19 protein-coding genes and 4 pseudogenes are annotated in these 25735 nt (G+C 73.1%); 11 read left to right on the forward strand and 12 right to left on the reverse strand.

The features are described from left to right. Positions 1–5 precede the first annotated feature (5 nt). The gene (hemQ, locus tag Q3Y56_RS27120) at positions 6–734 is read left to right on the forward strand and encodes a hydrogen peroxide-dependent heme synthase (protein WP_304464428.1); all 729 of its coding nucleotides are present in this window, start codon (positions 6–8) and stop codon (positions 732–734) included. A 63-nt stretch (positions 735–797) separates the two neighbouring features. Here hemQ and Q3Y56_RS27125 read toward each other — a convergent pair. The 3 genes and pseudogenes from Q3Y56_RS27125 to Q3Y56_RS27135 form a co-directional block, all read right to left on the reverse strand. After that, positions 798–2401: pseudogene (locus Q3Y56_RS27125) on the reverse strand (alpha/beta hydrolase). A gap of 246 nt (positions 2402–2647) precedes the next feature. Further along, positions 2648–3676, reverse strand: a complete 1029-nt coding sequence (locus tag Q3Y56_RS27130; protein ID WP_304464429.1) for a TIGR04222 domain-containing membrane protein — start codon at positions 3674–3676, stop codon at positions 2648–2650. Further along, positions 3673–5315: pseudogene (locus tag Q3Y56_RS27135) on the reverse strand (DUF692 domain-containing protein). Before Q3Y56_RS27135 ends, Q3Y56_RS27130 begins: the two are co-directional and overlap by 4 nt. A 416-nt stretch (positions 5316–5731) precedes the next feature. Here Q3Y56_RS27135 and Q3Y56_RS27140 point away from each other — a divergent pair. Next, positions 5732–7708: a transglycosylase domain-containing protein gene (locus tag Q3Y56_RS27140; RefSeq protein ID WP_304465819.1), complete on the forward strand. Its 1977-nt coding sequence runs from the start codon at positions 5732–5734 to the stop codon at positions 7706–7708. A gap of 72 nt (positions 7709–7780) precedes the next feature. Here the strand turns inward: Q3Y56_RS27140 and Q3Y56_RS27145 are convergent, their stop codons facing one another. The 3 genes from Q3Y56_RS27145 to Q3Y56_RS27155 form a co-directional block, all read right to left on the reverse strand. Further along, positions 7781–9103, reverse strand: coding sequence for a hypothetical protein (locus tag Q3Y56_RS27145; protein ID WP_304465820.1), 1323 nt, complete (start codon positions 9101–9103; stop codon positions 7781–7783). A gap of 86 nt (positions 9104–9189) precedes the next feature. Continuing rightward, positions 9190–10050: a TauD/TfdA family dioxygenase gene (locus Q3Y56_RS27150; RefSeq protein ID WP_304464430.1), complete on the reverse strand. Its 861-nt coding sequence runs from the start codon at positions 10048–10050 to the stop codon at positions 9190–9192. Then, positions 10047–11111 (reverse strand): isocyanide synthase family protein, encoded by a 1065-nt coding sequence (locus Q3Y56_RS27155; protein ID WP_304464431.1) that lies wholly within the window; start codon positions 11109–11111, stop codon positions 10047–10049. The genes Q3Y56_RS27150 and Q3Y56_RS27155 overlap by 4 nt, the downstream gene beginning before the upstream one ends. A 137-nt stretch (positions 11112–11248) precedes the next feature. On the opposite strand from Q3Y56_RS27155, the gene Q3Y56_RS27160 reads away from it, so the two are divergent. The 3 genes from Q3Y56_RS27160 to Q3Y56_RS27170 all read left to right on the forward strand — a co-directional run bounded on the left by Q3Y56_RS27160 (position 11249) and on the right by Q3Y56_RS27170 (position 14557). After that, positions 11249–12241 carry a LysR family transcriptional regulator gene (locus Q3Y56_RS27160; RefSeq protein ID WP_304464432.1) on the forward strand — a complete coding sequence of 331 codons (993 nt, stop codon included), beginning with the start codon at positions 11249–11251 and terminating at the stop codon, positions 12239–12241. Between the two features lie 58 nt (positions 12242–12299). After that, a complete protein-coding gene (locus tag Q3Y56_RS27165; protein ID WP_304465821.1) occupies positions 12300–13424 on the forward strand; it encodes a chemotaxis protein in 1125 nt (374 codons plus the stop codon). A 188-nt stretch (positions 13425–13612) separates the two neighbouring features. Continuing rightward, entirely contained in the window at positions 13613–14557 is a 945-nt protein-coding gene (locus Q3Y56_RS27170) for a class I SAM-dependent methyltransferase (RefSeq protein ID WP_304464433.1), read from the forward strand. Between the two features lie 125 nt (positions 14558–14682). On the opposite strand, the gene Q3Y56_RS27175 is transcribed toward Q3Y56_RS27170, so the two are convergent. Next, positions 14683–15372, reverse strand: a complete 690-nt coding sequence (locus Q3Y56_RS27175) for an aminoacyl-tRNA hydrolase (protein ID WP_304465822.1) — start codon at positions 15370–15372, stop codon at positions 14683–14685. A gap of 201 nt (positions 15373–15573) precedes the next feature. Between Q3Y56_RS27175 and Q3Y56_RS27180 the strand changes: the two genes are divergently transcribed. Both Q3Y56_RS27180 and Q3Y56_RS27185 read left to right on the forward strand, forming a co-directional pair. Next, complete coding sequence (locus tag Q3Y56_RS27180) at positions 15574–16611, forward strand: ATP-binding cassette domain-containing protein (protein ID WP_304464434.1); 1038 nt, start codon at positions 15574–15576, stop codon at positions 16609–16611. Then, positions 16608–17276: an ABC transporter gene (locus Q3Y56_RS27185; protein ID WP_304464435.1), complete on the forward strand. Its 669-nt coding sequence runs from the start codon at positions 16608–16610 to the stop codon at positions 17274–17276. Before Q3Y56_RS27180 ends, Q3Y56_RS27185 begins: the two co-directional genes overlap by 4 nt. Positions 17277–17316: 40 nt before the next feature. Here the strand turns inward: Q3Y56_RS27185 and Q3Y56_RS27190 are convergent, their stop codons facing one another. Both Q3Y56_RS27190 and zapE read right to left on the reverse strand, forming a co-directional pair. Continuing rightward, positions 17317–18708 (reverse strand): alkaline phosphatase PhoX, encoded by a 1392-nt coding sequence (locus Q3Y56_RS27190; RefSeq protein ID WP_304464436.1) that lies wholly within the window; start codon positions 18706–18708, stop codon positions 17317–17319. Between the two features lie 125 nt (positions 18709–18833). Beyond that, positions 18834–19922: a cell division protein ZapE gene (gene zapE / locus Q3Y56_RS27195; protein WP_304465823.1), complete on the reverse strand. Its 1089-nt coding sequence runs from the start codon at positions 19920–19922 to the stop codon at positions 18834–18836. Between the two features lie 107 nt (positions 19923–20029). On the opposite strand from zapE, the pseudogene Q3Y56_RS27200 reads away from it, so the two are divergent. The 4 genes and pseudogenes from Q3Y56_RS27200 (at position 20030) to msrB (ending at position 23483) form a co-directional block, all read left to right on the forward strand. Continuing rightward, positions 20030–20859, forward strand: a pseudogene (locus Q3Y56_RS27200) (pyrimidine reductase family protein). Between the two features lie 154 nt (positions 20860–21013). Further along, positions 21014–21484 (forward strand): indole-3-glycerol phosphate synthase, encoded by a 471-nt coding sequence (locus tag Q3Y56_RS27205; RefSeq protein WP_304465824.1) that lies wholly within the window; start codon positions 21014–21016, stop codon positions 21482–21484. Between the two features lie 173 nt (positions 21485–21657). Beyond that, positions 21658–23060: pseudogene (gene murC, locus Q3Y56_RS27210) on the forward strand (UDP-N-acetylmuramate--L-alanine ligase). A gap of 15 nt (positions 23061–23075) precedes the next feature. Continuing rightward, positions 23076–23483, forward strand: a complete 408-nt coding sequence (msrB, locus tag Q3Y56_RS27215; RefSeq protein WP_304464437.1) for a peptide-methionine (R)-S-oxide reductase MsrB — start codon at positions 23076–23078, stop codon at positions 23481–23483. A gap of 5 nt (positions 23484–23488) precedes the next feature. On the opposite strand, the gene Q3Y56_RS27220 is transcribed toward msrB, so the two are convergent. From Q3Y56_RS27220 to Q3Y56_RS27230, 3 genes are read right to left on the reverse strand one after another with little or no spacing between them, the layout of a single operon-like run. Next, positions 23489–24550 carry a zinc finger protein gene (locus tag Q3Y56_RS27220; RefSeq protein ID WP_304464438.1) on the reverse strand — a complete coding sequence of 354 codons (1062 nt, stop codon included), beginning with the start codon at positions 24548–24550 and terminating at the stop codon, positions 23489–23491. Positions 24551–24575: 25 nt separating this feature from the next. Continuing rightward, entirely contained in the window at positions 24576–25007 is a 432-nt protein-coding gene (locus Q3Y56_RS27225; RefSeq protein WP_304464439.1) for a hypothetical protein, read from the reverse strand. Further along, positions 25004–25714: a vWA domain-containing protein gene (locus Q3Y56_RS27230; protein WP_304464440.1), complete on the reverse strand. Its 711-nt coding sequence runs from the start codon at positions 25712–25714 to the stop codon at positions 25004–25006. The genes Q3Y56_RS27225 and Q3Y56_RS27230 overlap by 4 nt, the downstream gene beginning before the upstream one ends. Between the last annotated feature and the right edge of the window lie 21 nt (positions 25715–25735).

The raw sequence follows: 25735 nt of genomic DNA on the forward strand, positions 1-25735 counted from the left end.
ACCACATGACTGCTCCTGAGACCGCGACATCCACCAAGGCCCCCAACGCCGGGAAGAAGGCCAAGGACCTCAACGAGGTCATCCGCTACACCCTGTGGTCCGTTTTCAAGCTGCGTGACGTGCTCCCCGAGGACCGCACCGGCTACGCCGACGAGGTGACGGAGCTGTTCGAGCAGCTCGCCGCGAAGGACGTCACCGTGCGCGGCACCTACGACCTGTCCGGGATGCGGGCCGACGCGGACGTCATGATCTGGTGGCACTCCGAGAGCTCCGACGCCCTCCAGGAGGCGTACAGCCTCTTCCGCCGCACGAAGCTGGGCCGGGCGCTGGAGCCGGTCTGGTCGAACATGGCGCTGCACCGGCCCGCGGAGTTCAACAAGTCGCACATCCCGGCCTTCCTGGCCGACGAGGTCGCCCGCGACTACGTGAGCGTGTACCCCTTCGTGCGGTCCTACGACTGGTACCTGCTGCCCGACGAGGACCGCCGCCGGATGCTCGCCGACCACGGCAAGATGGCCCGCGGCTTCCCCGACGTGCGGGCCAACACCGTCGCGTCGTTCTCGCTGGGCGACTACGAGTGGATCCTCGCCTTCGAGGCCGACGAGCTGTACCGCATCGTCGACCTCATGCGGCACCTGCGCGCCTCCGAGGCGCGCCGCCACGTGCGGGAGGAAGTCCCGTTCTTCACGGGGCGGCGCAAGTCGGTGGGCGACCTCGTCGCGGGCCTGGCCTGAGCCTCAGGGTCTGGCCTGAGCCTCAGGGACCGGGCTGGGCCTTACGGGCCCGGTCCCTGAGCCTCAGGGCACCCGGGGCACCCTCGCGCGGGTGGCGCGCGGCTTGCCGTCCGTCGGCTTCGGCTCGCCGCGCCCCGCGCAGTACGCGTCCGAGCGCGGGGTGCGTCCCGTCAGCAGATACCTGTCGACGTGGGCGTTGACGCAGCCGTTCGGGCCGCCCACGATGCCGTGGGTGCCCGCGTCCCGCTCCGTGACCAGCACCGAACCGGGCAGCCGCCGGTGCAGCTCCAGCGCCCCGGAGTACGGCGTGGCGGCGTCCCGCTCGGCGGCCAGCAGCAGCACCGGCGGCAGCGCGCCCCGCTCGGTGCCGACGTCGACGGGCTGCTGCCGCTGGGCGGGCCAGTACGCGCACGGCAGGTTCATCCAGGCGTTGTCCCAGGTCTCGAACGGCGCCCGGCGGGCGAGTGCGCTGTTGTCGTGGTCCCAGACCCACCACTGGTCAGGCCAAGGGGCGTCGTTGCACTCCACGGCCGTGTAGACCGCGTTGCCGTTCTCCTCGGACTTGGCCTGCGCCGGGTCGGGCATGGCCAGCTTGATCAGCGGTTTGGCGTTGCCGTGCAGGAAGGCGGCCAGGGCGTGCGCGCTGGGGTCCCAGTAGCCGTCGTGGTAGCCGACCCGCAGGAACGCGGCGTGCAGCTGGCCGGTGCCGACCTTGCCGCCCGCGGGCGCCCGGTCCAGCTCCCGCCGGACCTTGTCGTACGACGCCTGCACCTGACGGGGCGTGCGGCCCAGGTGGTAGACGGCGTGGTGCGCGGCGACCCAGCGGCGCCAGTCGGCCCACCGGACCTCGAAGGCGAGCGACTGGTGCAGGTTGGCCGAGTACCAGATCTGGTGCGGGGCGGGGTCGACGATGCTGTCGAACACCATGCGGCGCACATGCCGGGGGAAGAGGGTGGCGTAGACGGCCCCGAAGTACGTGCCGTAGGAGGCGCCCATGAAGTTCAGCCGCTTCTCACCGAGCGCGGCGCGCAGGACGTCGAGGTCGCGGGCGTTGTTGAGGGTCGTGTAGTGCGCGAGGGCGGGGCCGGCCGCGCGGAGGCAGCCCTGGGCGTAGCGCCGGGCCTTCGCGATCATCTGCCGCTTGAACTCGGCGGAGGGCCGGGTGGGTGAGCTGGTGGGCGCCTTGGCGAACTCCGCGGGGTTCTGGCAGGACAGCGGCCCGGACCGGCCGACGCCGCGCGGGGCGTAACCGACGAAGTCGTACGCCTTGGCCAGTTTCCGGTACGGGGCCTCGGCCGCGTACGCCGGAAAGCGCATGCCCGAACCTCCCGGGCCCCCGGGGTTGTAGACGAGCGCGCCCTGGTGGCGCCCCTTGGGCCCGGTGGCGCGGGCGCGGCTGACGGTCAGTGAGATCTGCCGGCCGTCGGGGTCGGCGTAGTCCAGCGGTACGGCCACGGTGCCGCACTCGACCGGCGCGGGCAGCCGCTCCGCGCGGGGCAGCGGTGGAAGGCGATGCCGTGAGCGGCGGCGTGCCGCGCGGCGACGGCCACGCCGTGGGCCTCGGCGGTACCACCTGGTGGGGGAGAGGCGGCACTGCTCGCCGGGGTGACGGTGAGCGCGGTCATGGCCAGAGATCCGAGGACGCCGTACAGCGCTACTGCTCTCACAAGGACATCCCTTCATATGTATCTCAACAAAAGGGATATTTGGCTCGGCGGTTGAAGAAGTAAAGCACCAGGTCGATGTGTCGGGCCGATGCACCTCGTGCGCCCCCGTCGACGCGCCCGGTCCCTTCCGCGCGCCCGCGTCCTCGGTATGCCCGGCGTCTCAGCGTGCGCGTGTGCGTCCGAGGCCTCAGTGCGCGCGTCGCGTGATCCGGTCGGCGGACCGCGGCTGCAGCGCCGAGGCGGGGGTCACGACCCGCCGCCGCAGCCGCCTCCCCCGCAGCCTCCGCCCCCACCTCCGCCTCCGCCATCCGAGCCTCCGCCGCCGCAGGACGCGCTCGTACCGCACGAGCCGCCGCCCGAGCCCGAATCCGGCGAACCGCACCACGACGGCTCCTCGGAGCCGCCCGAGCACGCCGCGGCCGAGTCGCCGCCGCCCGAGCCGGACGAGCCTCCCGAGCTGGAGGCCGCCGACCTCTGGGCGCGCTCCGCCGCCAGCAGCTGCTCCTGGAGCAGCGGGTCCGCGCTCAGCGCGGCCGCGCCGCCCAGCGCCACGGCGACCGCCACCGACGCCGCCGGATCGGCGCCTCCGTCTCCGCCCCCGCCCGCCGAACGCCGGCCCCGGCGCCCGCCCGAGGGCCGGGTCACGGCGCCGCGCCGGTACGCCGTCAGGGCCCGCCTGCCCGCCGCCGTGACCCGGCGGCGCGAGATCTGCGCGCAGATCGCGCCGGTCATGAGGCCCGCGAACAGCCACGGCAGCACCGTGAAGATCGACGTCGGCCCGAAGGCGTCGCTGTCCTGCATGATCGCCAGCACGATGAACACCCAGCACGCGACGGTCAGCGCGTTGGCCGCGCGCCGCCAGCGGCGCGCCGTCGCGGGCCGCACCATCAGCCCGCGCTCCGCGAGCCGGTCGCCGATCTCCTGGACCTCGGCGCTGCGCATCAGCGCCGTGCGCAGAGCCGCCAGGGCGCCGTGCGGGGCGCGGGCGTGCGCCTCCAGCAGCGCCTGCTCGACGCGGTTGCGGGCCACCGGACGCAGCACGGCCACCACCCCGGGCGCGCCGACCGCGAGCCTGTTGTCCTCGCACATGGCGGCGATCGCGGTGTCGGCCACCCGGCCGGGGCCGCCCGCGAGGAACGCCGCCTCCGTCACGTCGTACGCCCGGGCGCCCGCCCTCAGCGCCGTGGACACCCTGCGGGACGCCGCCGTACCCGCCACGACCGCCACCGAACCGCCACCGACCACTGCGTACAGCAGCGGCACCAGGGCGCTCATGCCGCCCTCCGGCCGCGCAGGGCGAGCCGCGCGGTGCGCGCGAGGCGGGCCACCCGGCCGGACGGCAGGGGCGCGGGCCCCGAACGCTCCCGCCACCAGTCGGCGAGCTGCCGCCGCACCGCCGGGTCCAGCGGTCCGCGCGGTCCACCGGTGGCCAGCAGGTGCTCGGCGAAGGCGAGGGCGTCGCGGCGGTAGCCGCCGGTCATCGGGTGGGAGCCCGCGTATCGCAGGAACGCCGACCGGAAGCCGTCCCCCAGGATCCGCGGCAGCTCCGGGGCGACCTTGGCCACGACTCCGGCGCGCTTCACCGCCAGCGCCCGGTGCTGTACGCGCAGCCGCCGCCGGTCGAAGCCCTCGGGGGCCGGGGTGCCGGCCACGAGCGCGGACAGCAGGGCGGTCTGCGCGAGCGCGAGCCGCGCCCGCGCGGCATCGGCCACGGTCACGCCGCCGTTCGGGCCCGCGGTCCGGCCTGCAGCCCCGGCAGGGGCTTCGACCGCCGCCGCGGTGGCGCCCCGGCCCGCCGTCCCACCAGTGGTTTCGCTCGCGGACCCGTCCGCGGCGCCGGACGGCTCCGGCCGCCCCGCCGCCGTACGGCCCGTCGCGGTTGCGGTCGCGGCCGCCGGGACGGCCTCATACGCCCCCTGAGGCCGGCGCGGCAGCGCGACCGCCGGGCGATCCGCGCGCGCCGCCACGGCGACCGCCGACCGCGTCCGGACCTCCGGCGCGCCCGCTACCGCTTCCACCGGCTCCACCGGCTCCGCCGCGACCGCGGTCTCCGCCGCCGTCCACGCCGCCCGTACCGCCGCCGTCAGCGCCGCGCGTTCCGTCACCGAGCGGATCTCGTCCAGCTCGGCGGCGAGTTCCTCGAAGGGAGGGAAAGCCTCGTCGCGCTCCAGCAGCACGCCCGGGGCGTCGTGCGCGCGCACAGCTCGGCGAGGACGTCCAGCACCGGCCGGGGCACCGGGTGGGCGTGGCTGTCGTGCCACACGCCGTCCCGCTCCACGCCGCCCGCCACATGCACGTACGCCAGCGCGGACAGCGGCAGCGCGTCGAGCGCGGCTATCGGGTCCTCGCCCCGGTTGACGTGGTTGGTGTGCAGGTTCGCGACGTCGATCAGCAGCCGTACCCCCGTACGCTCCACCAGCTCGGTGAGGAACTGCCCCTCCGTCAGTTCCTCGCCCGGCCAGGAGATCAGCGCCGCGATGTTCTCCAGCGCGAGCGGCACCGGCAGCGCGTCCTGCGCGATCCGCACGTTCGCGCACAGCACGTCCAGCGCCTCGCGGGTGCGCGGCACCGGAAGCAGGTGTCCGGCCTCGATACGCGGCGACGCCGTCAGCGGCCCGCCGGCCCGTACGAACGCGATGTGCTCCGTCACCAGCGGGGCGCCCAGCGCCTCCGCCCGCTCGGCGAGTGCCGCCAGCCGTTCGCGGTCCGGCGGTTCCGCGCCGCCGAGCCCCAGCGAGACCCCGTGCGGCACGACGGTCGTCCCCCGTTCCCGCAGCTGCCGCAGGGCGTCCGGAAGGTGGCCGGGACAGATGTTCTCCGCCACGACCTCGACCCAGTCGATCCCCGGCAGCCCGGCTATGTCGTCGGCGATCTCCGGCCGCCAGCCGATCCCGGTCCCAAGACGACGCACCATGATTCCCCCTCTCATCACGTGCGGGAGTCATGACCCCCTGAGACGGGACGAATCCTGGGGCCGCGCGGTTCAGAGCTTCATTTGAGCTTCGTCCCCGTACCCGCTGAGCCTCGTCCCCGTGCCCGCTGAGCTTCGTCCCCCGTGCCCACTGGGCTTCGTCCCCCGTGCCCGCGCGCGGGCCCGCGGTGCGCTATGTCCCCCCTGTTACGGACTCGGGGGTCTGGTGCGACAGGCGTTCGGAAGAGGCATAGGGTACGTGTCGTCTTGGGGGGATGGGGATCAGAGCTCGTGCCGCGCCGACGCGCGGAGCGTGGGGGCAGAACGTGCTGGGCAACACCGACTCCGGTCACAGGGACCGGCCTAACCGACACCGCCGCCGGCCTCCGGCGGCCGCCAGGACATGGGCCGTGCGCCTTTTGGCGTTCCGCCGCTGGGCGTTCCGGCGCCTCCGGCTGGACTATCCACGCGCGAACCGGAACGGAGTCCGGCGCTGGCTGCCGTCGTGGCGGCAGACCGCCCTGGTCTTCCTGTTCTGCTTCGGCAGTCTCCTCAGCGCGCTCAGCTATGTGTACTGGAAGACCGAGATCCCGGAAAACCTCAACGAATTCGCGACCCAGCAGGACAACGTCTATTACTGGGCCGACGGTACGGAAATGGCGCGGACCGGCCCGGTGAACCGGCAGGACATCGCACTGGAGAAGGTGCCGGAGAAGGTGCAGTGGGCGGTGCTGGCCGCCGAGAACGCGAGTTTCTACTCGGACAACGGAATCTCCCCCTCCGGGCTGGTGCGCGCCGTCTCCAAGATGGTGACCGGCGGGGAGACCCAGGGCGGTTCCACCATCACCCAGCAGTATGTGAAGAACGCGTATCTGAACCAGAAGCAGACGTTCTCCCGCAAGCTCACCGAGATGTTCATCGCCATGAAGCTGGACGACAAGCTGAGCAAGGAGGAGATCCTCGAGGGATATCTCAACACCAGCTGGTTCGGGCGCGGTACGTACGGAATCCAGCGGGCCGCCAACGCCTACTACGGCAAGAACGTCTCCGAACTGAACGTGAGCGAGGGCGCCTTCCTCGCCTCGCTGCTCAAGGGCGCCGGCTCCCTCGACCCGGCGGTGAGCCGCGCCAGCCACCGGCGGGCGGAGGAGCGCTGGGAATGGGTCCTGGACCGGATGGTGGAGATCGGCAAGCTGTCCAAGAAGGAACGGGCCCGGTACACGAAATTCCCCGAGCCGATCGAGCCGCCCAGGCAGGTCGGACTCAGCGGCCAGACCGGCTATCTGGTCGATACCGCCAGGGCGTACGTCAGCTCCCACACGGACATCTCCGACGCCGAGTTCGACCTGGGCGGCTACCAGATCCACACGACCTTCGAGAAGCCGCGCGTCCAGGCGCTGGAGGAGGCGGTCCGGACCACGCTCCGCGGACTCGACCCCAAGGCGCGGTCCGCGGACCGGAACGTGCGGGTCGGCGCCGCCTCCGTCGCGCCCGACGGCCGGATCACCGCGCTCTACGGCGGCCCCGACTACCTGAAACAGGGCTTCAACGACGCCAACGCCTCCAACGTCCCCGCCGGCACGGTCTTCACGCCGTTCGTGTACGCGGCCGCGCTGCGCGACGGGGTGCAGCTCGAACGCGGCGGCGAGCGCGTCCCCGTCTCCCCGGACACGGTGTACGACGGTGACGACAAGGTGGCCGTCCACACCCCCGAGGGGCCGTACTGGTCCCGCGACGGCAAGATCGTGCGCGGGTCCAACGACGGCGGCCGCTCCTGGGGGAGGATCCCCCTCCGCCAGGCCGTTGAGGACTCCGTCAACACTCCGATGATGCAGCTCGGCATGGACGTCGGCCTGGACCGGGTGCGGCAGGCGTCGGTGGACGCGGGCCTGCTGCCCAGCAGTTTCGGCGGCCCGCGGGTGCCGGTGTTCTCCCTCGGCACGGCCACCCCCAGCGCCATCCGGATGGCCAGCGCGTACGGGACGTTCGCCGCCGACGGCGTGCACGCGCCCCCGTACTCGGTGGCCTCCCTCTCCCGCAACGGTGACAAGGTGCCGCTGGAGACCTCGCCCGCGGCGCGGGCGTTCAGCCCCGAGGTCGCCAACGCGGTCGGCGACGCGCTCCAGGGGGCGGTGCTGCGGGGCAGCGCGCGGAAGGCGGCCGAGGCCGGGCCGGGCGTGGCGGGCAAGACAGGCACCGAGAAGGACGACAAGTCGGCGTGGTTCGTCGGATACACCGACACGCAGTCGACGGCTGTCTCCCTGTCCCGGCTGGACCCCAAGACCCAGGAACTGCTGCCGCTGACCGGGCTGGGCGGGGCGGACGCGTCCCGTACCGGCAGCACGTACCCGATCGACATCTGGACGCGCTACACGCGGCAGGCGCCCGCCTCGTAGCCGAACGCCGAACGCCGCCGTCCCCCCGGTTCTCCGGGCGGACGGCGGCGTCAGGAGTAGTCCGGTGAACCGTTACTTCTTCAGGAACGCCGGCCACTCCGGCGACTCCGCCGGGTCCAGCATCCGCAGCTTCGCCAGCACTTCCGGGTCCTGCGCGTCCAGCCAGTCCGCGACCTGCCGGAACGACACGCACCGCACCTCCTCGCGGTGGCACACGTCCTTCATCACGTCCTCGATGGCGCGCATATAGATGCCGCCGTTCCAGGTCTCGAAGTGGTTGCCGATGAACAGCGGTGCCCGGCTGCCGTGATAAACGCGCTCGAAGCCGTTGAGATAGGCGTCGCGGGTCTGCTTCTCCCATTCCTCGTACTTCGCCGGATCGCCTTCCGTGGTGTCCCCGGACTGGTTGTACAGGAAGTTGAAGTCCATGGAGAGGACCTGCTTCTCGCTCTGCGGATACGGCACCAGCTGGAGCGGGAAGTTCCAGATTCCGTCGGTCTTCGACGGCCAGATCTGGAAGTCGCCGGGAGAGCTCGCGTCGTACCGCCAGCCGAACTTCTTGGTCGCCGGTATCAGTGTCTTCTGCCCCTCCAGGCACGGCGCCCGGCCGCCCACCAGTTCCACGTCGTAGTCGAACGGCAGCGGCTCGATGTCGGTGAACCCGGTGTTGGTCTTCCAGTTCTTCACGAACGAGTAGGCCTGCTCGATCTCGCTGGTCCACTCCTGCGAACTCCAGAACCCGCCGCCCTTGGGCCCGCAGAAATGGCCGTTGAAGTGGGAGCCGATCTCGTTTCCCTCCTGCCAGGCGCCGCGCAACTGCTCCAGCGTCTCGCGGATGTGCTCGTCGGTGGCGAAGGGGATGGCCGTGGAACCGCGCCGGTGCATCGGCGGCTGGTAGAGGTCGCGCTTGGACTTGGGCAGCAGATACATGCCGCTGAGGAACAACGTCATGGTCGCGTTGTTCTCCTTGGCGACCTGCCGGAAGTGCGAGAACAGGCGGTCCTGGTTCTCCAGCGCCCCGTCCCAGGAGAAGACGACGAACTGCGGCGGCTTCTCGCCCGGCTTCAGGCGCCGCGGCTTGAGCTGGCGCGGCTGCGGTCCGGTGTAGGAGGTGGAGCCGTCGCCCAGGACCTTCTCCTTGCCGTCCCAGTCGCCGTACTTCTCCTCCTCCTTGGACTTCTTCCGCGCGCCCTCGCCGTCCTTCCCGTCCTTCTTCCCGTCCTTGCCGTCCGCCGGGGGCGCGCCCGTGGCGGGGGCTTCCCGGCGGACGGGCCGCCGCCGGAGCCGCCCGAGGTGAGGGTGACCACGAGCGCGACGGCCACGACCACGGCGACCAGCGCGGCGGCGCTGTATATGCGCTTGTTCAGCAACGGTTTCAAGGCGACCCGCCCCCAGGTGCACGTATGGAGATACGGTGCATGACTATCACAAGACCATCACGGCGTGTTCGGTGCGGTCCTGGCGCAGCCCGGGGCGGGCGGTCAGCGGATGAGCGCCGGATTGTCGAGGGGCGGAGAACCCAGTATGTGCACCCGCCGCAGATGGCGGGGCGCGCGGCTGGTGAACTCCTCCCGTCCGTGCAGCAGCGTGTGGTTGTCGGCGATCACCAGGTCGCCGGAGTGCCAGGTGTGCGCGTACAGATGGCGCGGCGCGTGCAGGGCCGCCTGCAGGCTCCGGTGGAACTCCGCCAGCTCGGCGGCGGGCAGCCCGGTGAACTCCAGGTCCGGGTGGTTGAGGAACGGTGTCCCCGGCGGTACGGGCTCGTTGTAGCGGATCACCGGGAAGCCGCGGTCGGGGTGGCGCGTGACGACGGGGGAGACGGCCTCGCTGTCGTAGAACTCCATGGCGCGCCGGTACCGCCCGGTGACCCGCTCCCACCGCGCCCGGTCCGCCGGATCCGCCTCCCGCAGCACCGCGGCGGTCTGGGTGAACGTCGTCCGGCCGCCGTCCCCCGTGCCGGGTGCGGCCACGCAGTGGAAGATCTGGAACTCCGGCACCTGCGAGCGGTACATCCCGTCCCAGTGCAGCGGCACGTAGCGGTGGTCGAAGATGTGGTCGGCGGGGTCCTCGTGCTCCACCAGCTCCAGCACCGCGCCGAACGGCCACATGCCGATCTCGCCCCAGCCCTCGCAGTACGCGGTCAGCTCCGCCGCGGAAGCCGGCCCGCCGAAGCCGCGCAGGAGCAGCAGGTGGTGCCTTCTGGCCAGCTCGCGCAGGGCCGCGACGGGCAGCTCGGCCAGTGGCGCGCCGGGCCGTCCGGCGTCCACCCGGATGCCGAACGGCTCCATCAGCCGGTGCGGGTGGCCGGATATCCGCCCGGTGTCCTGGGACGTGGTCGTCATGTCGCTTCCCTTCGGGGTCCTGAGGCGGCGGGCACCCGCGCGCCACCGGCGTCGGTGGGCAAGAGCGCGCCGGCGTCGGCCGGCACCCGCGCCCCGGCCAGCGTGTAGTGGCTCGGCCGCCCGCCGGAATACACCAGGTGGGCCCCGCGCCGCTCCGCCTCACCGCGCGGTACGAGGACGAAGCGCTCCCCGGTGTCCAGGGCCACGCTGTGCCACGGGGTCAGCCAGTTGTCCGCGGTCTCGACGAGGTGGATGCCCAGCTTCTCCGCGCCGCACGGCTGGGGGTGGATCGACAGCCGTACCGCGTCGGGGAACCGCTCGGCCAGCAGCGCGCCCCAGGCCCGGCTGCGCTGGATGACGGTGTACGCGCGGGCGCGGGCGTCCCGCTGCAGGGCCGCCCGGCTGCCGGTGTACCCCGGGGTGTTGCCGTCCTCGAACAGGAACCGGGTGATGGCCCGGTACAGGGCCACCTCCTCGCCCGACCGCACCCGCTCCCGCAGCACGGCGAGCGGCTCGGCGTACCGCTCGGCCAGCACCGCGCGCATCCGGTCGTGCCCCGTGTCCGCCAGTTCGGGCACGTCGTCGAGGGTGAACAGCCCGACGCCCTGGTGCGGCAGCCGGTCGATCAGCGTCTGCAAGGCCCGCTGGTAGGCGGTGATGTGCTCGTCCGGGATGCCGACGGCGTCGCTGAAGACCCGCCCGTCGGAGCAGATCAGGACGCGGGCGCCGGGCGCGTACACCGCCTGGATCCGCCCGCACAGCCCGTCCAGGAACTCCAGCGCCAGCCGCTCGGCCAGGTCCGGCAGCACGCCCAGCACCTTGGCCGTGTTCGGGGACTTGCCGGGGAACGCCGGAAGGACGAAGGTCACCGGCCGGCCGGCGGCCACCGCCCCCGCGACCTGCCGCACCTGCGCGGCCAGGCAGCGCGGACAGCTCTCGCCGGGCGGTGCCGCGCATCCGCCCTCGGCGCCGTCCGCGCTGCCGGCCATGGCCCTGCGCTGGTGGCGCAGGACGAGCTCCATGACCCGCCGCGCGAGCTGCCCGACGTCGGAGTCGGCCATCTGACCTCCCAGGATGCGACGGCGGGGCCCTGGCAAGGCACTGACGGGACGTCAGCGTGGGGGGTGACCCCGCCGCGTCGCCATCCTGGCCACATCTGGAACTTTCAAGTAATCGCAGTCGTCCATAGCATGACGCTATGGACCTGGAAGTGCGCCATCTGCGGGTGGTCTGCGCCATCGCCGACGCGGGCAGCATCACCAAGGCGGCGGCCGGCCTGGGGATGTCCCAGCCCACCCTCTCCGCCCAGCTCCGCCGCATCGAACGGGCCCTGGGCGGCCCGCTGTTCGTACGCTCCCGGCACGGCGCGGCGACCACCGCGCTCGGGGAGTTCGTGCTCGCCAAGGCCCGCTCGGTGCTGCCCTCCATCGACGCTATCCAGGTCGGCTCGGCCCTGCACGCCGGCTCCGGCGCCGGGCACCGCCCGCTGCGCTACGTCGCCACCCCCGGCCCGCTCATGGTCGGTCTGCTCGGCGAGCTCCAGCGGCTGTTCCCCGACAGCGCGCCCGCGCTGCGCACCGAGAGCCACGTCACCACCGCCGTGGACCTCGTCGCCAGCGGCCAGCAGGACCTGGCCGCCGTCGTGGAGTACCTGCGCGACCCGGCGCCCGTCCCGCCGCCCGACGTGCACTGCCGTACGGTCGCCACCGAACCGGCCTTCGTCCTGCTGCCCGGCACCCACCGCCTGGCCGGACGCCAGTCCGTCGGCCTCGCGGAGCTGGCCGACGCGGAGTGGGTGCTGCCGCCCAGCCAGGCCACCGGCCTCTTCGAGGCCTTCACGGCCGCCTGCGCCGACGCGGGCTTCACCGCCGCCATCCGGCACGAGGCCGAGGCGTCCGCCGCCCGCGAGCTCATCGCCCAGGGCCGGGCGGTCGGCCTGGGACAGGCCACCTTCCGCAGCACGCCGGGCATCGTCCCGATGCCCCTGACCGGCAGCCCGCTGCGCATCCGGCACCTGCTGCTGTGGCACCGGCACGGCGCGCTCGCCGCGCACGCCCCGGCCCTCGCCGCACGTGCCGAGCGCGTCTACGCCGACGCCGTACGGCGCAGCCCGCACTACCTCGCGTGGCTCGCGGACCACACCGCGCTCCCGGACCACCCGGACCACACGGCGCTCCCCGACCGTCCGTGATGCGGGCCCGACGGGGGTGAGTGATCCTGCTGGATGAGGCCACCGTCGAGAGGCAATGATGCGCACCACTGATCTGACATCCAGCACGCTGGCCGCGCTCCGTACGCGGCGGCCCTACCCAGCGGTCACCGTCACCATGCCCACCGACCGGCGCGTCACGCCGGGCGACGGGCAGAACGCGGTACGGCTGCGCAACCTGATCGCGCAGGCCAAGCGCCGGCTGGAGGCGGACCCCGAGGTGTCACGGGAGGCCCGCTACGCCATCGGCGACCACCTGGACCGGGCCGTGGCCGAGGTCGAGGCGCGGAACTTCGAGGAGTCCCTGGCGATCTTCGCCGCCCGGGGCGAGCACCAGGTCTGGTACCTGCCGCGCTCCGCGCCCGAGCGGGTCGTCTTCAGCGACACCTTCCTCACCCGCAACCTGGTCGCGGCCCACGAGCGCGTCCGCCCGTACTGGGTGCTCACCGCCGCCGCCGACCGTACGACGCTGTGGAGCGGCAGCGACGGCTCCCTCCGGGAGGACCGCACGCACGGCTTCCCCGTCACGCCGCCGGAGCTGGCCTCGGACCCCGAACGCGAGATGCAGGTCGGCGAGAAGCCCGGGCCGTACGGCGGCGAGAGCGCCAGCATGTACCTGCGGCAGGTCGACGCCGCCATCGACAAGCTGCTCGCCGCCGAGCCGCGCCCGCTCTACCTGGTCGGCGTCACGCCCGTGCTCAGCCTGCTGGAGGAGGTCGGCAGCGCCGCCAAGGCGGCCGTGGCCAAGGTGGTCAAGGGCGGGCTGACCGGCGGTCCCGCCGCCGTCCTGGCCGAGGCCATCGCCCCGGCCCGCGAGGAGCAGGCGGTGCGCGAGGCCGAACAGGTCATGGTCCGGATCGACCAGGCCCAGGGGCGCAAGACCTTCGCCGCGGGTCTGGAGGAGGTGTGGCAGGTGGCTCGAGAGGGGCGGATCGACCTGCTCGCCGTGGAGGAGAGCTACCAGCGCACCGTACGCGTCACCCCCGAGCATCTGGTGCCCGTCGACCCGGCCGAGACGCCGACCGCCGAGCTGGGCGCTCAGGTGCAGGAGGACATCGTCGACGAGATCATCGAGGCCGCGCTGGAGACCGGGAGCGAGGTGGCGTTCGTCCCGGACGACTCGCTGGCCGAGCACGAGCGGATCGAGGCGGTCCTGCGCTTCTGAGGTGCGTTCGCGCTTCCGAGGTGCGTTCGGCGGACGAACGGGGGTGGTCGCGAGAGCGTTGCACGAAGGGCACAGGACACACACGCCGGGTACGCCCTGCCGTTTCCTTGCCACCCCTACCGTGGCCGCTCGTCCACCCCGCCCGCACCACGCAAGGCACCACGTACGCCACGAGGATCCGGAGCACCATGTCGGCCACCTCCGCGCCAGCCGCACAGCCACCGCGCACGCTCGACGACGTCAAAGGATGGTTCCCACCACTGGACCAAGTGCTCTTCGACCGGTTCCTCACCCGCCAGGAGCGGCTCGACGAGCATGGGGACCTGCTCGAAATGGGCGCCTACCTCGGCAAGAGCGCCATCTTCACCGGAGCCTTCCGTCGCGCGGACGAGCGGTTCACCGTCTGCGACCTCTTCGACGCCCTCGCCCCGGACGACAAGAACGCCGCCGAGGCGCGCAAGTCGTACGCGTCCCTGACCCGCGTCGCCTTCGAACGGAACTACCTGGCCTTCCACGACGGCCTGCCCGAGATCGTCCAGGGCCCGACCTCCGAGGTCCCGCGGCATGTGGCACCCGGCAGCTGCCGGTTCGTCCACGTCGACGCCTCGCATCTGTACGAGCACGTCGCAGGGGACATCGACACGGCCCGTACGGCGCTGCCGCCGCACGGCGTCGTCGCGCTGGACGACTTCCGCTCCGAACACACCCCAGGGGTTGCCGCGGCCACCTGGGAGGCGGTGTTCAACCACGGTCTGCGCCCGATCTGCCTGAGCACCCAGAAGCTGTACGGCACGTGGGGCGACCCCGCGCCGCTCCAGGAGGAACTGCTCGCCGACACCGAGTGGCGGGCCGGACTCCGCATGAGCGTGCAGGACATCGCCGGGCAGCGGGTCCTGCGCTTCTCGGGCCGTCCCGCGCACCCGGCCCCGGTACCCGTCTCCCGCTTCGGCGCCGAACCGGCGGCTCCGACCCCGCCGAAGGACGCGGGCACCGCCGCCCAGGAGCCGCCCGCACGGATCCCCGGACCGCGCCGCGCGCCCGTGAGCGCCACCCGGCGGGTCGCCGCCGACCTGCTGCCGCCGATCGTCACCCGCGCCCTGCGCCGCCACCGCGCCACCCGACCCCGCGGCTGAGCCGGCCGGCGGGAGGAAGGACACACCCGGCGGAGGAACGACACAGGAGGAACGACACGCCCGGCGGGACAAGGCCCGGCGGGACAAGGACACACGGCGGGCGGAGAAACCCCGGAGCGAGCTCCTCAGCCGCAGGCCGCCCGCAGCGCCGGATGGTCGGCCACCACCGTGCACGAACCGGGCGCGATCTCGGTGAAGCCCGCGTCCCGCACCACCGGCAGCCCGCTCGCGGTGAGCCGCGCCCACTGCCGCCGGTCCGCCGTCCGCACCGACAGCGCGAACCCCGCGTCCCGCCAGGCCGCGCGCTCCGCGTCGTCCAGCCCCCACCAGGCGAGCTGCGCACCGTGGCCGGCCTGGGCCATGGCCTTGCCCGCCGACATCTCCAGGTCGGGGCTGAGCCACAGCACCGGCGCCGCGGGGTCCGGCGCGCCCGGCGGCTCGGGGTCGGCCAGTTCCGTACCGCTGACCTGGAGCTTGACCAGTTCCTTCGGCCAGCCGTCGAGCGGCACGGGCGGGAAGACCCGGACCTCGGCGGTGCGGCCGGTCACGGTGATCCCCGGCAGGCCCGCCGCCCGCCGCCACTCCGCGCCACGCGCCCGGCGGACCACCTTGCGGATCCGCGCGTCCTGCCAGTCCCGTACCGCCCGCGCCCACGCGCCGTCCGCGGCCGTCGCCCGTTCGTCGGAGAGCAGGAAGAGCACCGCCCGTGCCGCCGTCTCCAACGCGTCGGTACGCGCCGGAGGGGCCGGCGCGGCGCTCTTCTCGATCCGGACGACCAGCGGCAGGACGAACTGCGGCGCGGCGTCCCGGTCGATCTCTGCGTGGTGGAAGGGGCTGCCGGTGGCGGAGGGGCTGCTGGTGGCGGAGGGGTCAGGGCTGGTCACCCGCCCAGTGTGCCAGCACCGGTACGGCCCTCGACGGGGCCGCCCGGCCGTGGCCGTCCCCGGACGGCGGCGCGCCCGGGGCACCCCTGCCGTCACGCGACGCCGTGCCGCGACCGCATAGGCTCAACGGCCATGAGACTGCACGGAGTCGGGCGGCGGTACGGCCTCACCGGGCCCTGGGTGCTGCGCGGCGTCGACCTCGATCTGCCGCCGCGCTCCCTGCTGCGGGTGGAGGGCGCCAACGGAAGCGGCAAGTCCACCCTGTTGCGGGTGCTCGCGGGCATCGACGCGCCGAGCGCGGGCCGGGTCACCGGTCGGCCGCGTACCGCGTACGTGCCCGAACGCTTCCCCGCCGAGCTGCCGTTCACCGCCCTCGGCTATCTCACCCACCTCGGCCGGGTGCACGGTCTGGGACGTACGGTCGCGGAGCGCGGCGCCGAGGAATGGCTGGAGCGTTTCGGCGCGGCCGGGCACGCCAGGACCCCGCTGGCCGAACTCTCCAAGGGCACCAGCCAGAAGGTCGCCGTCGCCCAGGCCCTGCTCGCCGCACCCGGGCTGCTCGTCCTGGACGAGGCGTGGACCGGACTCGACCAGGCCGCGCGCGCCGTGCTGGACCGGGCCGTGACCGAACGGGTGGCGGCCGGTGGGACGGTCGTCTTCGTCGACCACGACCCGCGGCGGCTGGCCGGTGCGGAGGACGCCGTCTACCGGGTGACCGACGGCGGACTGCGCGACGTGCCACGGCGGTCGACGCCGGCCCGCGCCGCCGCCGGGCCGCGCGTGGTGATCGACGCGGAGGGCCCCGCCGGCGCCGAGCTGCCGCGCGACCTGCCCGGCTCGCCGACGTGGGAACCGGCCCTGCCCTCCGACGCTCCCGGCGCCCCGAACGGGCCGCACATACACCGAGGGCCCGACGCGGCCCCCGCCGACGGGGTTCGCCGGGTGCGGCTGACGGTCGCGGCCGCGCACTCCGACGGGCTGCTGCGCACCCTGCTCACGGCGTGGCCACCGTGGCACATACGCACCGTGACCGACGCGGCCCGGCCCCAGCGCCGCCCCCGGCCGTCCATCCGCCACCCGGGCCGTCTCCCGACCCGTAGGCCCGTAAGCCCGTCGAAGCCACGCAGACCCGTCGCCCAGCACGTCCCACTCGGCCCAGGAACCCCATGACCGCCCTGCTGCGCTACAACACCGCGCTCCTCCTGCGCTCGCACCGCTGGCTGCCGCCGCTCATCCTGTACGGCGTGTTCCTCGCCATCGGGGTGCAGGTCGGCCAGCCGATCCTCGACTCACTGGGTTGGGGCTCCGCGGCGCTGCTCCCGGTCGCCGCCTGGCTGGTCCGCGTCTGCACCACCAACGAGCCGCCCGCCGCCCGCGACTGTGCCGCCGCCGCGGCCGGTTCCGCCCGCGTGCACCTCGCCGCCGTGCTCACGGCGCTCGGCTGCTCCGTCGTACTCGGCACGGTCGGCACCCTGCTGGTCGCCGCGGTCAGCGATCCGTACAGCGCGGACCACGGGGTGGCGGTGCCCCGCCCGGACGCCACCGCCGCCGGGCTGCTCGCCGCCCTCGCCTGCGCCCTGCTCGGGACGGCGGTCGGGGCGCTGTGCAACCGTCCGCTGCTGCGCAGTCCCGGCTGGGCCGTTCCCAGCACGCTCCTGGCCGCGCTGCTGGTCTCGGTGGCTGGCGGCTCGCCCGCGCACGCCGCCGTGTCGGGGCTGGTCACCGGCTCCCGCAGCGGCACGGTGACCATGCCGCTGCTGCCGCTGGCCGCGGCCGCGGTCATCGCGGCCGCGGCCACGGCCCTGTCCTGCGCGCTGGCCGCGCGCCGTTCGTGACGACCCCGGCGGGCCGCCGCGTACCGTGAGGAGGCCGTCGTCAGCGGCGCCAGGGCCCCGTCACGGCGAACGTCGTGCCGGGCGTGTAGCAGTTGACGTACATCGTGTCGCCGTCGGGCGAGAACGTGACGCCCGCGAACTCGCCCCACTCCGGCTCTTCCTCGCTGCCGCCCGCCGCGGTAGCGGCTGATGTCAGCTCCTGTCGGTTGCGCGCCATCGGGTACACCTCGCCCCGGCGCGTCAGCCCGAACACATGCTGCGCGCCGTTGCCGTCCTCGCACACCATCAGGCCGCCGCCGGGCGCGAGCGTGATGTTGTCCGGGGACTCGCCGGGCAGTTGGACGTCCGTGCTCGGCCCGAAGACGATGACCAGCGTGAGGCGGCGGCGTTCGGGGTCGTACCGCCACACCTGCCCGAAGTGGTCGGCGGCCGAGCCGTCCGTGCTGCGCGCGAAGCTGGAGACGAAGTAGACGCTGGAGCCGCCCCAGTAGCAGCCCTCCAGCTTCTGGGCGTGGGTGATGCCGCCCCGGCCGAAGTCCTGGAGCCGCACCGGGGTCTGCCTGGCCAGCGGGTCCGGCACCGGCACCCACTCGATGCCGTCGAAGGTCGTACCCGTCTTCTGGACCACCGACAGGTCGGGCACTCCGGGCACCCGCATCGCCTCCAGACGGCCGCCCGCGCGCAGCGAGCCCCGGCCGCCGAGCGGCTTGTTCGGCAGGAAGCGGTAGAAGAGGCCGAACGGCTTGTCGAAGGCGTCCTCGGTCTCGTAGACGACGCCGTTGCGCGGGTCGATCGCGATGGCCTCGTGCTGGAACCGGCCCATGGCGGTGAGCGGGTGCGCGCCGGTGCGGTGCGGGTCGTACGGATCGACCTCGAAGATGAAGCCGTGGTCCTTGGTGTAGCCCTCCTCGCCCGCCCTGAACTCGGTCTCCTCGCAGGTCAGCCAGGTGTGCCAGGGGGTGGGCCCGCCCGCGCAGTTGGTGGAGGTGCCCGCGATGGCGACCCGCTCGCCCAGGACCCGGTTGTGCCGGTCGAGGGTGAGCGCCGTACAGCCGCCGGGGCCCTCGGGGTCGTAGGTCAGGCCCTCGACGGTGGGGACGCGGTGCTTGGCGTCCTGCCGGTTCTCGTGGTTGCGGACGAGGTGGGTGCGGCCGCCTCGTCCGGGGAAGGCGGCCATCCCGTCGTGGTTGCTGGGCACGGTGCCCTCGCCGGAGCGCAGCGCGTCGCCCTCGCGGGACAGGACGCGGTAGCGGAAGCCCTCGGGCAGGTCCAGCAGGCCGTCGGGGTCGGGGATCAGCGGGCCGTAGCCGCGGCTGCCGTCGGTGGCCGCGGCAGCCGTGCCGGTGAAGAGCTCGGGGACACTCCCGGCGAAGGCGATGGACGCGCCGAGCGCGCCGGTACCGGCCAGGATCTGACGTCGTGTTGCGGACATGCGGTGTTGCTCCCTGCTGGCGGACAGGAAATATGACCGCACGTGTGTACCACGCGCCGGAGCCCGCGGCTACGGATTGACCACGTGTTGCGCGTGTCCGTCAGGTCCGTCAGGCGCTTGGCGGCTCAGCCGGACGGTTCCGTCAGGCGCTTCGCGTCGCGGGCCAGCGCGGTCAGCCGGGAGATGGCGCGGAAGTACTTCTTCCGGTAGCCGCCGCTCAGCATCTCCTCGCCGAAGAGCGCGTCGAAGGGCACGCCGGAGGCCAGCACCGGCACCTCCCGGTCGTAGAGCCGGTCGGCCAGCACCACCAGACGCAGCGCCGTCGACTGGTCCGGCACCGGCTCCACCCCGGTCAGGCAGACGGCCCGGACGCCGTCGCACATCGCGCCGTAGCGGCTGGGGTGGACCTTGGACAGGTGGTCCAGGAGGGAGGGGAAGTCGTCCAGCGACGCCCCGGGGGTGGCGTACGCGGTACGGGTCACCGTGTCGTCGGAGTACGGCGCCGGGGCCTGCGGCAGCCCGCGGTGCCGGTAGTCCTCGCCGTCGATCCGCAGGGTGCGGAAGTGCGCGGACAGGCCCTGGATCTCGCGCAGGAAGTCGGCCGCGGCGAACCGGCCCTCGCCCAGCTTCCCCGGCAGGGTGTTGGAGGTCGCGGCAAGCGCCACGCCCGCCTCGACCAGTTTGCTCAGCAGGCTGGAGACCAGCACCGTGTCGCCCGGATCGTCCAGCTCGAACTCGTCGATGCACAGCAGCCGGTGCCCGCTGAGGGTCTGCACCGTCTGCTGGAAGCCGAGCGCGCCGACCAGGTTCGTCAGCTCCACGAAGGTGCCGAACGCCTTGCGCTCCGCGGGCCCCTCGGTGGCGTGCCACAGCGAGGCCAGCAGATGGGTCTTGCCGACGCCGTAGCCGCCGTCGAGGTAGACGCCGCGCGGGCCGCTGGGGACCGCGGGCCGCGCCTCGCGGCGGAACCAGCGCCGCTTGCCGCCGCCGACCGCGTCGGCCCCGCCGCCGAGCCGCGCGCCGAAGTCGGCCAGGACCTTGACCGCCTGGATCTGGCTGGCCTGCTGCGGGTCGGGGATGTACGTGTCGAAGCGCACGGTGTCGAAGCGCGGGGGCGGCACCATCTCCGCGACGAGCCGGTCGGCGGGGACGTGGGGCGCGCGGGCGGTGAGCGCCGCGGGGCCCTCGCCGGTGGCGGCCGGATCGGCGGCTATCGGCCCGACGGAGGAGGAGTCTGCGCTGGTGGAGGACACAGCACTCCAGCCTATCCGCAGTTGCGCCGGGACCCGGTCCATGAGCGAGGCATGTCACACTGCCGCCTATGCGCCGTCTGTTCCCCGTGTCCCCCGAACGTGGCCCGTCCGACATCGAGGACCGTGAGTGGAGCCTTGAGGAGCTGGCCGAGGCCTACGCGTATCCGGAGCCTTCCCCCGTGCCCGGGGACGGGCCGCGGGACGCCCCGGTGCCCGGGGACGCCTCGCGGCCTGGTGGCGGCTGGCTGCGGGCCAACATGGTGTCCTCGCTGGACGGGGCCGCCCATCACGGCGGCCGGTCGCAGCCGCTGTCCTGCGCCGCCGACATGCGGATCTTCGGCGTGCTGAGGGCCCTGGCCGACGTGGTCGTGGTGGGCGCCGAGACGGTGCGCCAGGAGGGGTACCGCCCGGCCCGCGCCCGGGAGGCCTTCGCGGCCCGCCGCGCGGCGGCCGGGCAGCCGCCCGCCCCGGTGATCGCCGTGGTCAGCGCGGGCCTCGACCTGGACCTGTCGGCACCGCTGTTCACCGCGCCGCTGGTGCCGACGCTGGTGCTCACCGGGGAGCAGGCCCCCGGGAGCGGGTGGCGGCCGCCCGCGCGGCGGGCGCGGAGGTGCTGGTGGCGGGCGAGGGGCGCGGGGTCGATCCGGCCCGAGTGGTGCCGGTGCTGGCCGCGCGGGGACTCACCCGGTTGCTGACGGAGGGCGGCCCCCGGCTGCTGGGCCAGTTCGCCGCGGCCGGGGCGCTGGACGAGGTGTGCCTGTCGCTGGCGCCCATGGTCGCGGCGGGGGACGCGAGCCGGATCATGAGCGGTCCCGCCCTGGTGGATCCGGAGCGGTTCGCGCTCGCCTCGGTTCTGGAAGAGGCCGGGTTCCTCTTCACCCGTTACCGTCGGATCTGATGATCGGCGGAATATCCGCTTCCACTTAGCTTCGGCCGGGCAGAATTGAGTCAACGCGAGTGCTCGCGGGCACGCGGGCACGCACAGGATGGTTTCTGTGGGGCCGGTGCGGCCCAGAAGGAGAAGGGCGTCCGTCGTGTTCACCAGCGTATTGATGATCGAGAAGCCCCTCACCCCCGCCGACGTGGAGTTCGTCACCACTCTGCACGGCGACGACCCGGTCTCCTTCGTCGTCCTCATGCAGCCGCGGGGCGACCAGGACCGGCTGCTCCGCGCGATCGACGACGTCGCGCTCGGCGAACTGGAACACGCCGTCCGCGAGGCGGACGAGCCCGAGGGCGAGGAGGCGCTGCTGCCCGCCGAGCGGGCCCTGACCCACTCCCTGGCGGCACTGCGCGCGGCCGGCAGCGAAGCCGTCGGTCAGGTCGTCGAACGGCATCCGCTGGACCTGCTGCGCTCGGTGGTCGACCAGACAGGGGCCGACGAGGTGATCGTGCTGACCGCGCCGCACTTCGTGGAGGAGTTCTTCCACCGCGACTGGGCCTCCCGCGCCCGGCACAAGGTCGGCGTGCCCGTGCTCAAGCTCTTCTCGCACGCCGTGGACGAGACCGCGGCGGGCGGCTGAGCGGCACCCCCGGTACGGGATGCGCATTACTCTGCGCCGGTAACGCCGCCGGGGGCCCTCGCCGCGCAATATTTTGCGCGGCGTATCGCCGCAGGCGACAATCGGCGCCGACAGGTGTTCGGACGACGGACAACTGGCACGCGACACACCGCACAGGCAGGGGAGCCCCGCATATGGCAGCCATTCCGTCCGCCATGGACCGACCGCACTTCATCGGCATCGGCGGCGCCGGAATGTCGGGCATCGCGAAGATCCTCGCCATGCGCGGGGCGCAGGTCGCGGGCAGTGACGCCAAGGGCTCCCCGACCGCCGACGCGCTGCGCGCCCATGGCGCCACCGTCCACCTCGGCCACGCCACCGACCACCTCGCCGCCGACGCCACCTGCGTGGTCGTCTCCAGCGCCATCCGCGCCGACAACCCCGAGCTGGCCGCCGCGAGCGAGCGCGGTATCCCCGTCGTCCACCGCTCCGACGCGCTCGCCGCGCTGATGGAGGGCGCCCGTCCGATCGCCGTCGCGGGCACCCACGGCAAGACGACCACCACCTCCATGCTCGCCGTCTCCCTGAGCACGCTCGGCCTGGACCCCTCCTACGCCATCGGCGGCGACCTCGACGCCCCCGGCTCCAACGCCCACCACGGCGGCGGCGACATCTTCGTCGCCGAGGCCGACGAGAGCGACCGGTCCTTCCACAAGTACGCCCCCGAGGTCGCGATCATCCTCAACGTGGAGCTGGACCACCACGCGAACTACGCCTCCATGGAGGAGATCTACGACTCCTTCGAGACCTTCGTGGGACGCGTCCGGCCGGGCGGCACCCTGGTGATCTCCGCCGACCACGACGGCGCCCGCGAGCTGACCCGCCGCCTGGGGGACCGCGCGGGGCTGAACATCGTCACGTACGGTGCGGCCGACGACGCCGACATCCGCGTCCTGGACGTCGCCGCGCACGGCCTGACCAGCGAGGTCACCATCGATCTGGGCGACGCCGCGCCGCTGGCCTTCACCGTCTCCGTCCCCGGCCGCCACTACGCCCACAACGCCGTCGCCGCCCTCGCCGCGGGCGTCGCGCTCGGCATCCCCGCCGCGGAGCTGGCCCCCGCCCTCGGCGCGTACACCGGCGTCAAGCGCCGCCTCCAGCTCAAGGGCAACGCCGCCGGGGTCCAGGTCATCGACTCCTACGCGCACCACCCCACCGAGATCTCCGCCGACCTGGAGGCCATCCGCGGCGGCGCGGGCGAGGGCCGCGTCCTGGCCCTCTTCCAGCCGCACCTGTTCAGCCGCACCCAGGAGCTCGGCGCCGAGATGGGCGAGGCGCTCACCCTTGCCGACGCGTCCGTCGTCCTGAACATCTACCCCGCCCGCGAGGACCCGATCCCCGGCGTCACCAGCGCCCTCATCATCGACGCCGCCGCCCGGCACGGCGCGGACGTCCGCTCCGCCCCGGCAAGGACGAGGCCGTGGAGCTGATCGCCGGAATGGCGAAGCCGGGTGATCTCGTTCTCACCATGGGCGCCGGCGACGTGACCGACCTCGGTCCGCGGATCCTCGCCCACCTGGAGCGCCCGGAGCACTGAGGAGGGGCCTTACCCATGCCGTACGAGATCGAGAAGCCGGACGAGCAGTGGCGCGCCGAGCTGACCCCGCAGGAGTACCACGTCCTGCGCGAGGCGGGCACCGAGCGCGCCTTCACCGGCGAGTACACCGACACCAGGACCGCCGGCGTCTACTCCTGCCGGGCCTGCGGGGCCGAGCTGTTCCGCTCCGACGCCAAGTTCGAGAGTCACTGCGGCTGGCCGTCCTTCTACGACCCGAAGGACACCGGCGCCGTCGAACTGATCGAGGACCGCTCACTCGGCATGCTCCGCACCGAGGTCCGCTGCGCCCGCTGCGGCTCCCACCTGGGCCACGTCTTCGCGGGCGAGGGCTACCCGACCCCGACCGACCAGCGGTACTGCATCAACTCGATCTCCCTGCGGCTGGCCCCGGACGCGGGGTGACCGGATCAGGACGGTGAGGGCTCCGGGGTGAGGTCTTCCTCACCGATCCGCCGATCGGACTCGTAGATCGTCACGACCCCGTCATGGATGCGGTAGCGGTATGCGCCGTTACGGGCCTCGTACCCGTCCGAGGTCTCCGTCGCGGACATGGCGATGCCCTTCTCCCGCCGGTCCTTGAACTCCCCGAAGTAGTAGAGCTTGCCGCCCCCCGTCCGGCAGAGGACGATCTGCTTGTTCTTCGTGCGGAACGCCTTGACCAGTTTTGTGCCGCTGCCGCCGCCGTCCGGCAGGGCCGCGGCGATCCGTTCCGGGCAGGACGGCGCACTGCTCTCCGAGGCGTCCGGGGCCGCGTCTCCGTCGCCGCCGGCGGAGATGCCCGCCAGACAGCTCTTGGGGAGCTGGTAGAGCAGGAAGAGCCCCACGATCACGCCGAGGCAGCCCTTGAGGCGGTCCTTGCTCCGGCCCCCCGGCGCCGGAGCCCTGGGCGCCGGAGGCGGATACGGCGCGGCGGTCCAGGGCTTCGGGGGCGGGGGAGACGCCGCAGGAGGCGTCCGGCGCGGCGTGGTGGGCGGCGTGTATCCAGCGGAACCGGCCGACGGGTAGAAGACCTCGCGCGGCGCGGTGGTGGGCCGGGCGGCGCGAGGTCTCGTTCCCGTACCCGTACCGCCGCCGGACCTGGAGGGCCCGGCTGATGAGGTGGTCGACTTCGTGGCCGCCGACTTCTTCGCCGGGGCCTTCTTCGGAGCAGGCTTCCTGGGGGCGGCCTTCTTCGCCGCCTTCCACCCCGTCCCGCACGCGATGCAGGACAGCGCCGTCGCCGTGTTGTTCGTGTCGCACTTGCGGCACGTCCAGTCCGCCGTCGGCCGGGCCGGGGCCGGCCGCTTCGCCGCCGGCTTCGCTCCGCCACCGGACTTCACGGCCGTGGCCTTCTTCGGCGGGTTGGACTTCGCCGTGGTCGGCGGCCGGCGTGCGGCGCTGCTCCTCGGCGTGTCACAGGCGATGCAGTTCGTCTCGCCGGGATCATTGTCGGTATCGCAGTCCCGACACTTCCAGTTCGCCGCTGCCACCCCTCACCCCCTTCCGCCGGGTCCGTCAGGACGCCCGTTCCGCCGCGATCCGCTGGAACACTTCCTCGTACAGCTCCTCGGCCGGCGCGGCCGCCGGAGCGGCGATCCACTCCCGGCTGTCGTAGGGGACCCGGCTGAACCGGTCGGCCTCCGCGCCCTCGTCATCGGAGGCGTCGCCGATCCCGTACTCGTGCTTGAGCGCTTCCACGAACTCGATGGCGGGGCCCGCGAATTCGGCGGGAACATCGGCCCGCGCCGAGATGAACCCACTCGGCTGGCCTTCCGCCGTGCGGAATTGGAAGACGAGCTGCACCCCACCGGTCTGCCCGCGCGGCTGGACGGTCAACGAGGAGCAGCGGTCCGCGGGCACCTGGAGAGAGCCAAGGGCAGTCCATTGGAAGACCAGTGTCCTCCTGTCCCGCACCACCAGCCGGAATCCGGGCCATTCGATTCTCACAGGCTGTTCGCGATCGTCTCGATGATCTCGTCCATCTCGAACTCCTCCAGCCCGTCCCCGGCCTTGGACTCGAAGTGCAGCGTGAGATCCCACTCCTCCGCGATGGGGTCCGACCACGGGGCGCCCTCGGGGGCGAAGAGCACGAGGCGCTTGGCCGACTGCTCCATCACCGCGGTCTGGCTGCGCGCATACCCCCACTGCTCGAAGAGCTCGTCCATGCTGCGCGGGATCCCGGCCGGATAGGAGTGCGCCGAGGTGCCGACCGTGCCCAAGGGGTGGGCCGGGGCGTCGGTGAACATGACGATGACGTGCCGCCTGCGGTCGAGGCCCCTCTCCCAGGGCGCGTTGATGGCGAGGGCCAGCGCTTCCAGACCGGACTCGGGGATGTCGCCGCCCCCCGCGGCGTCGATCCCGCGCACGAACGCCTCGAAGTCCCTCGCCTGTGCGGGCAGCTGGAGGAAATCGGTCTGCTCGATCGCGCTGGACGGATCGTCGCCGAAGTCCCGGAACGCGATCACCTTCAACCTGAGCTGGCTGATCGCCTTGCCCTTCTTCGCCATCACGTCGTTGAGGCGGTCATGGAACTGCAGGGCGCTCGACTTCACCGAGTCGAGGACGGGGAACATGCTGCCGGTCGCGTCGATGCACAGCACGATGTCGACCGCGTACTGGAGATTCCCCTGGTACTGCTCGATGTTGGCGTTCATTGTGGTGTCTCCTCGGAGCTG

Origin of the sequence: Streptomyces sp. XD-27 (assembly GCF_030553055.1) — a bacterium.
GTDB lineage: Bacteria > Actinomycetota > Actinomycetes > Streptomycetales > Streptomycetaceae > Streptomyces.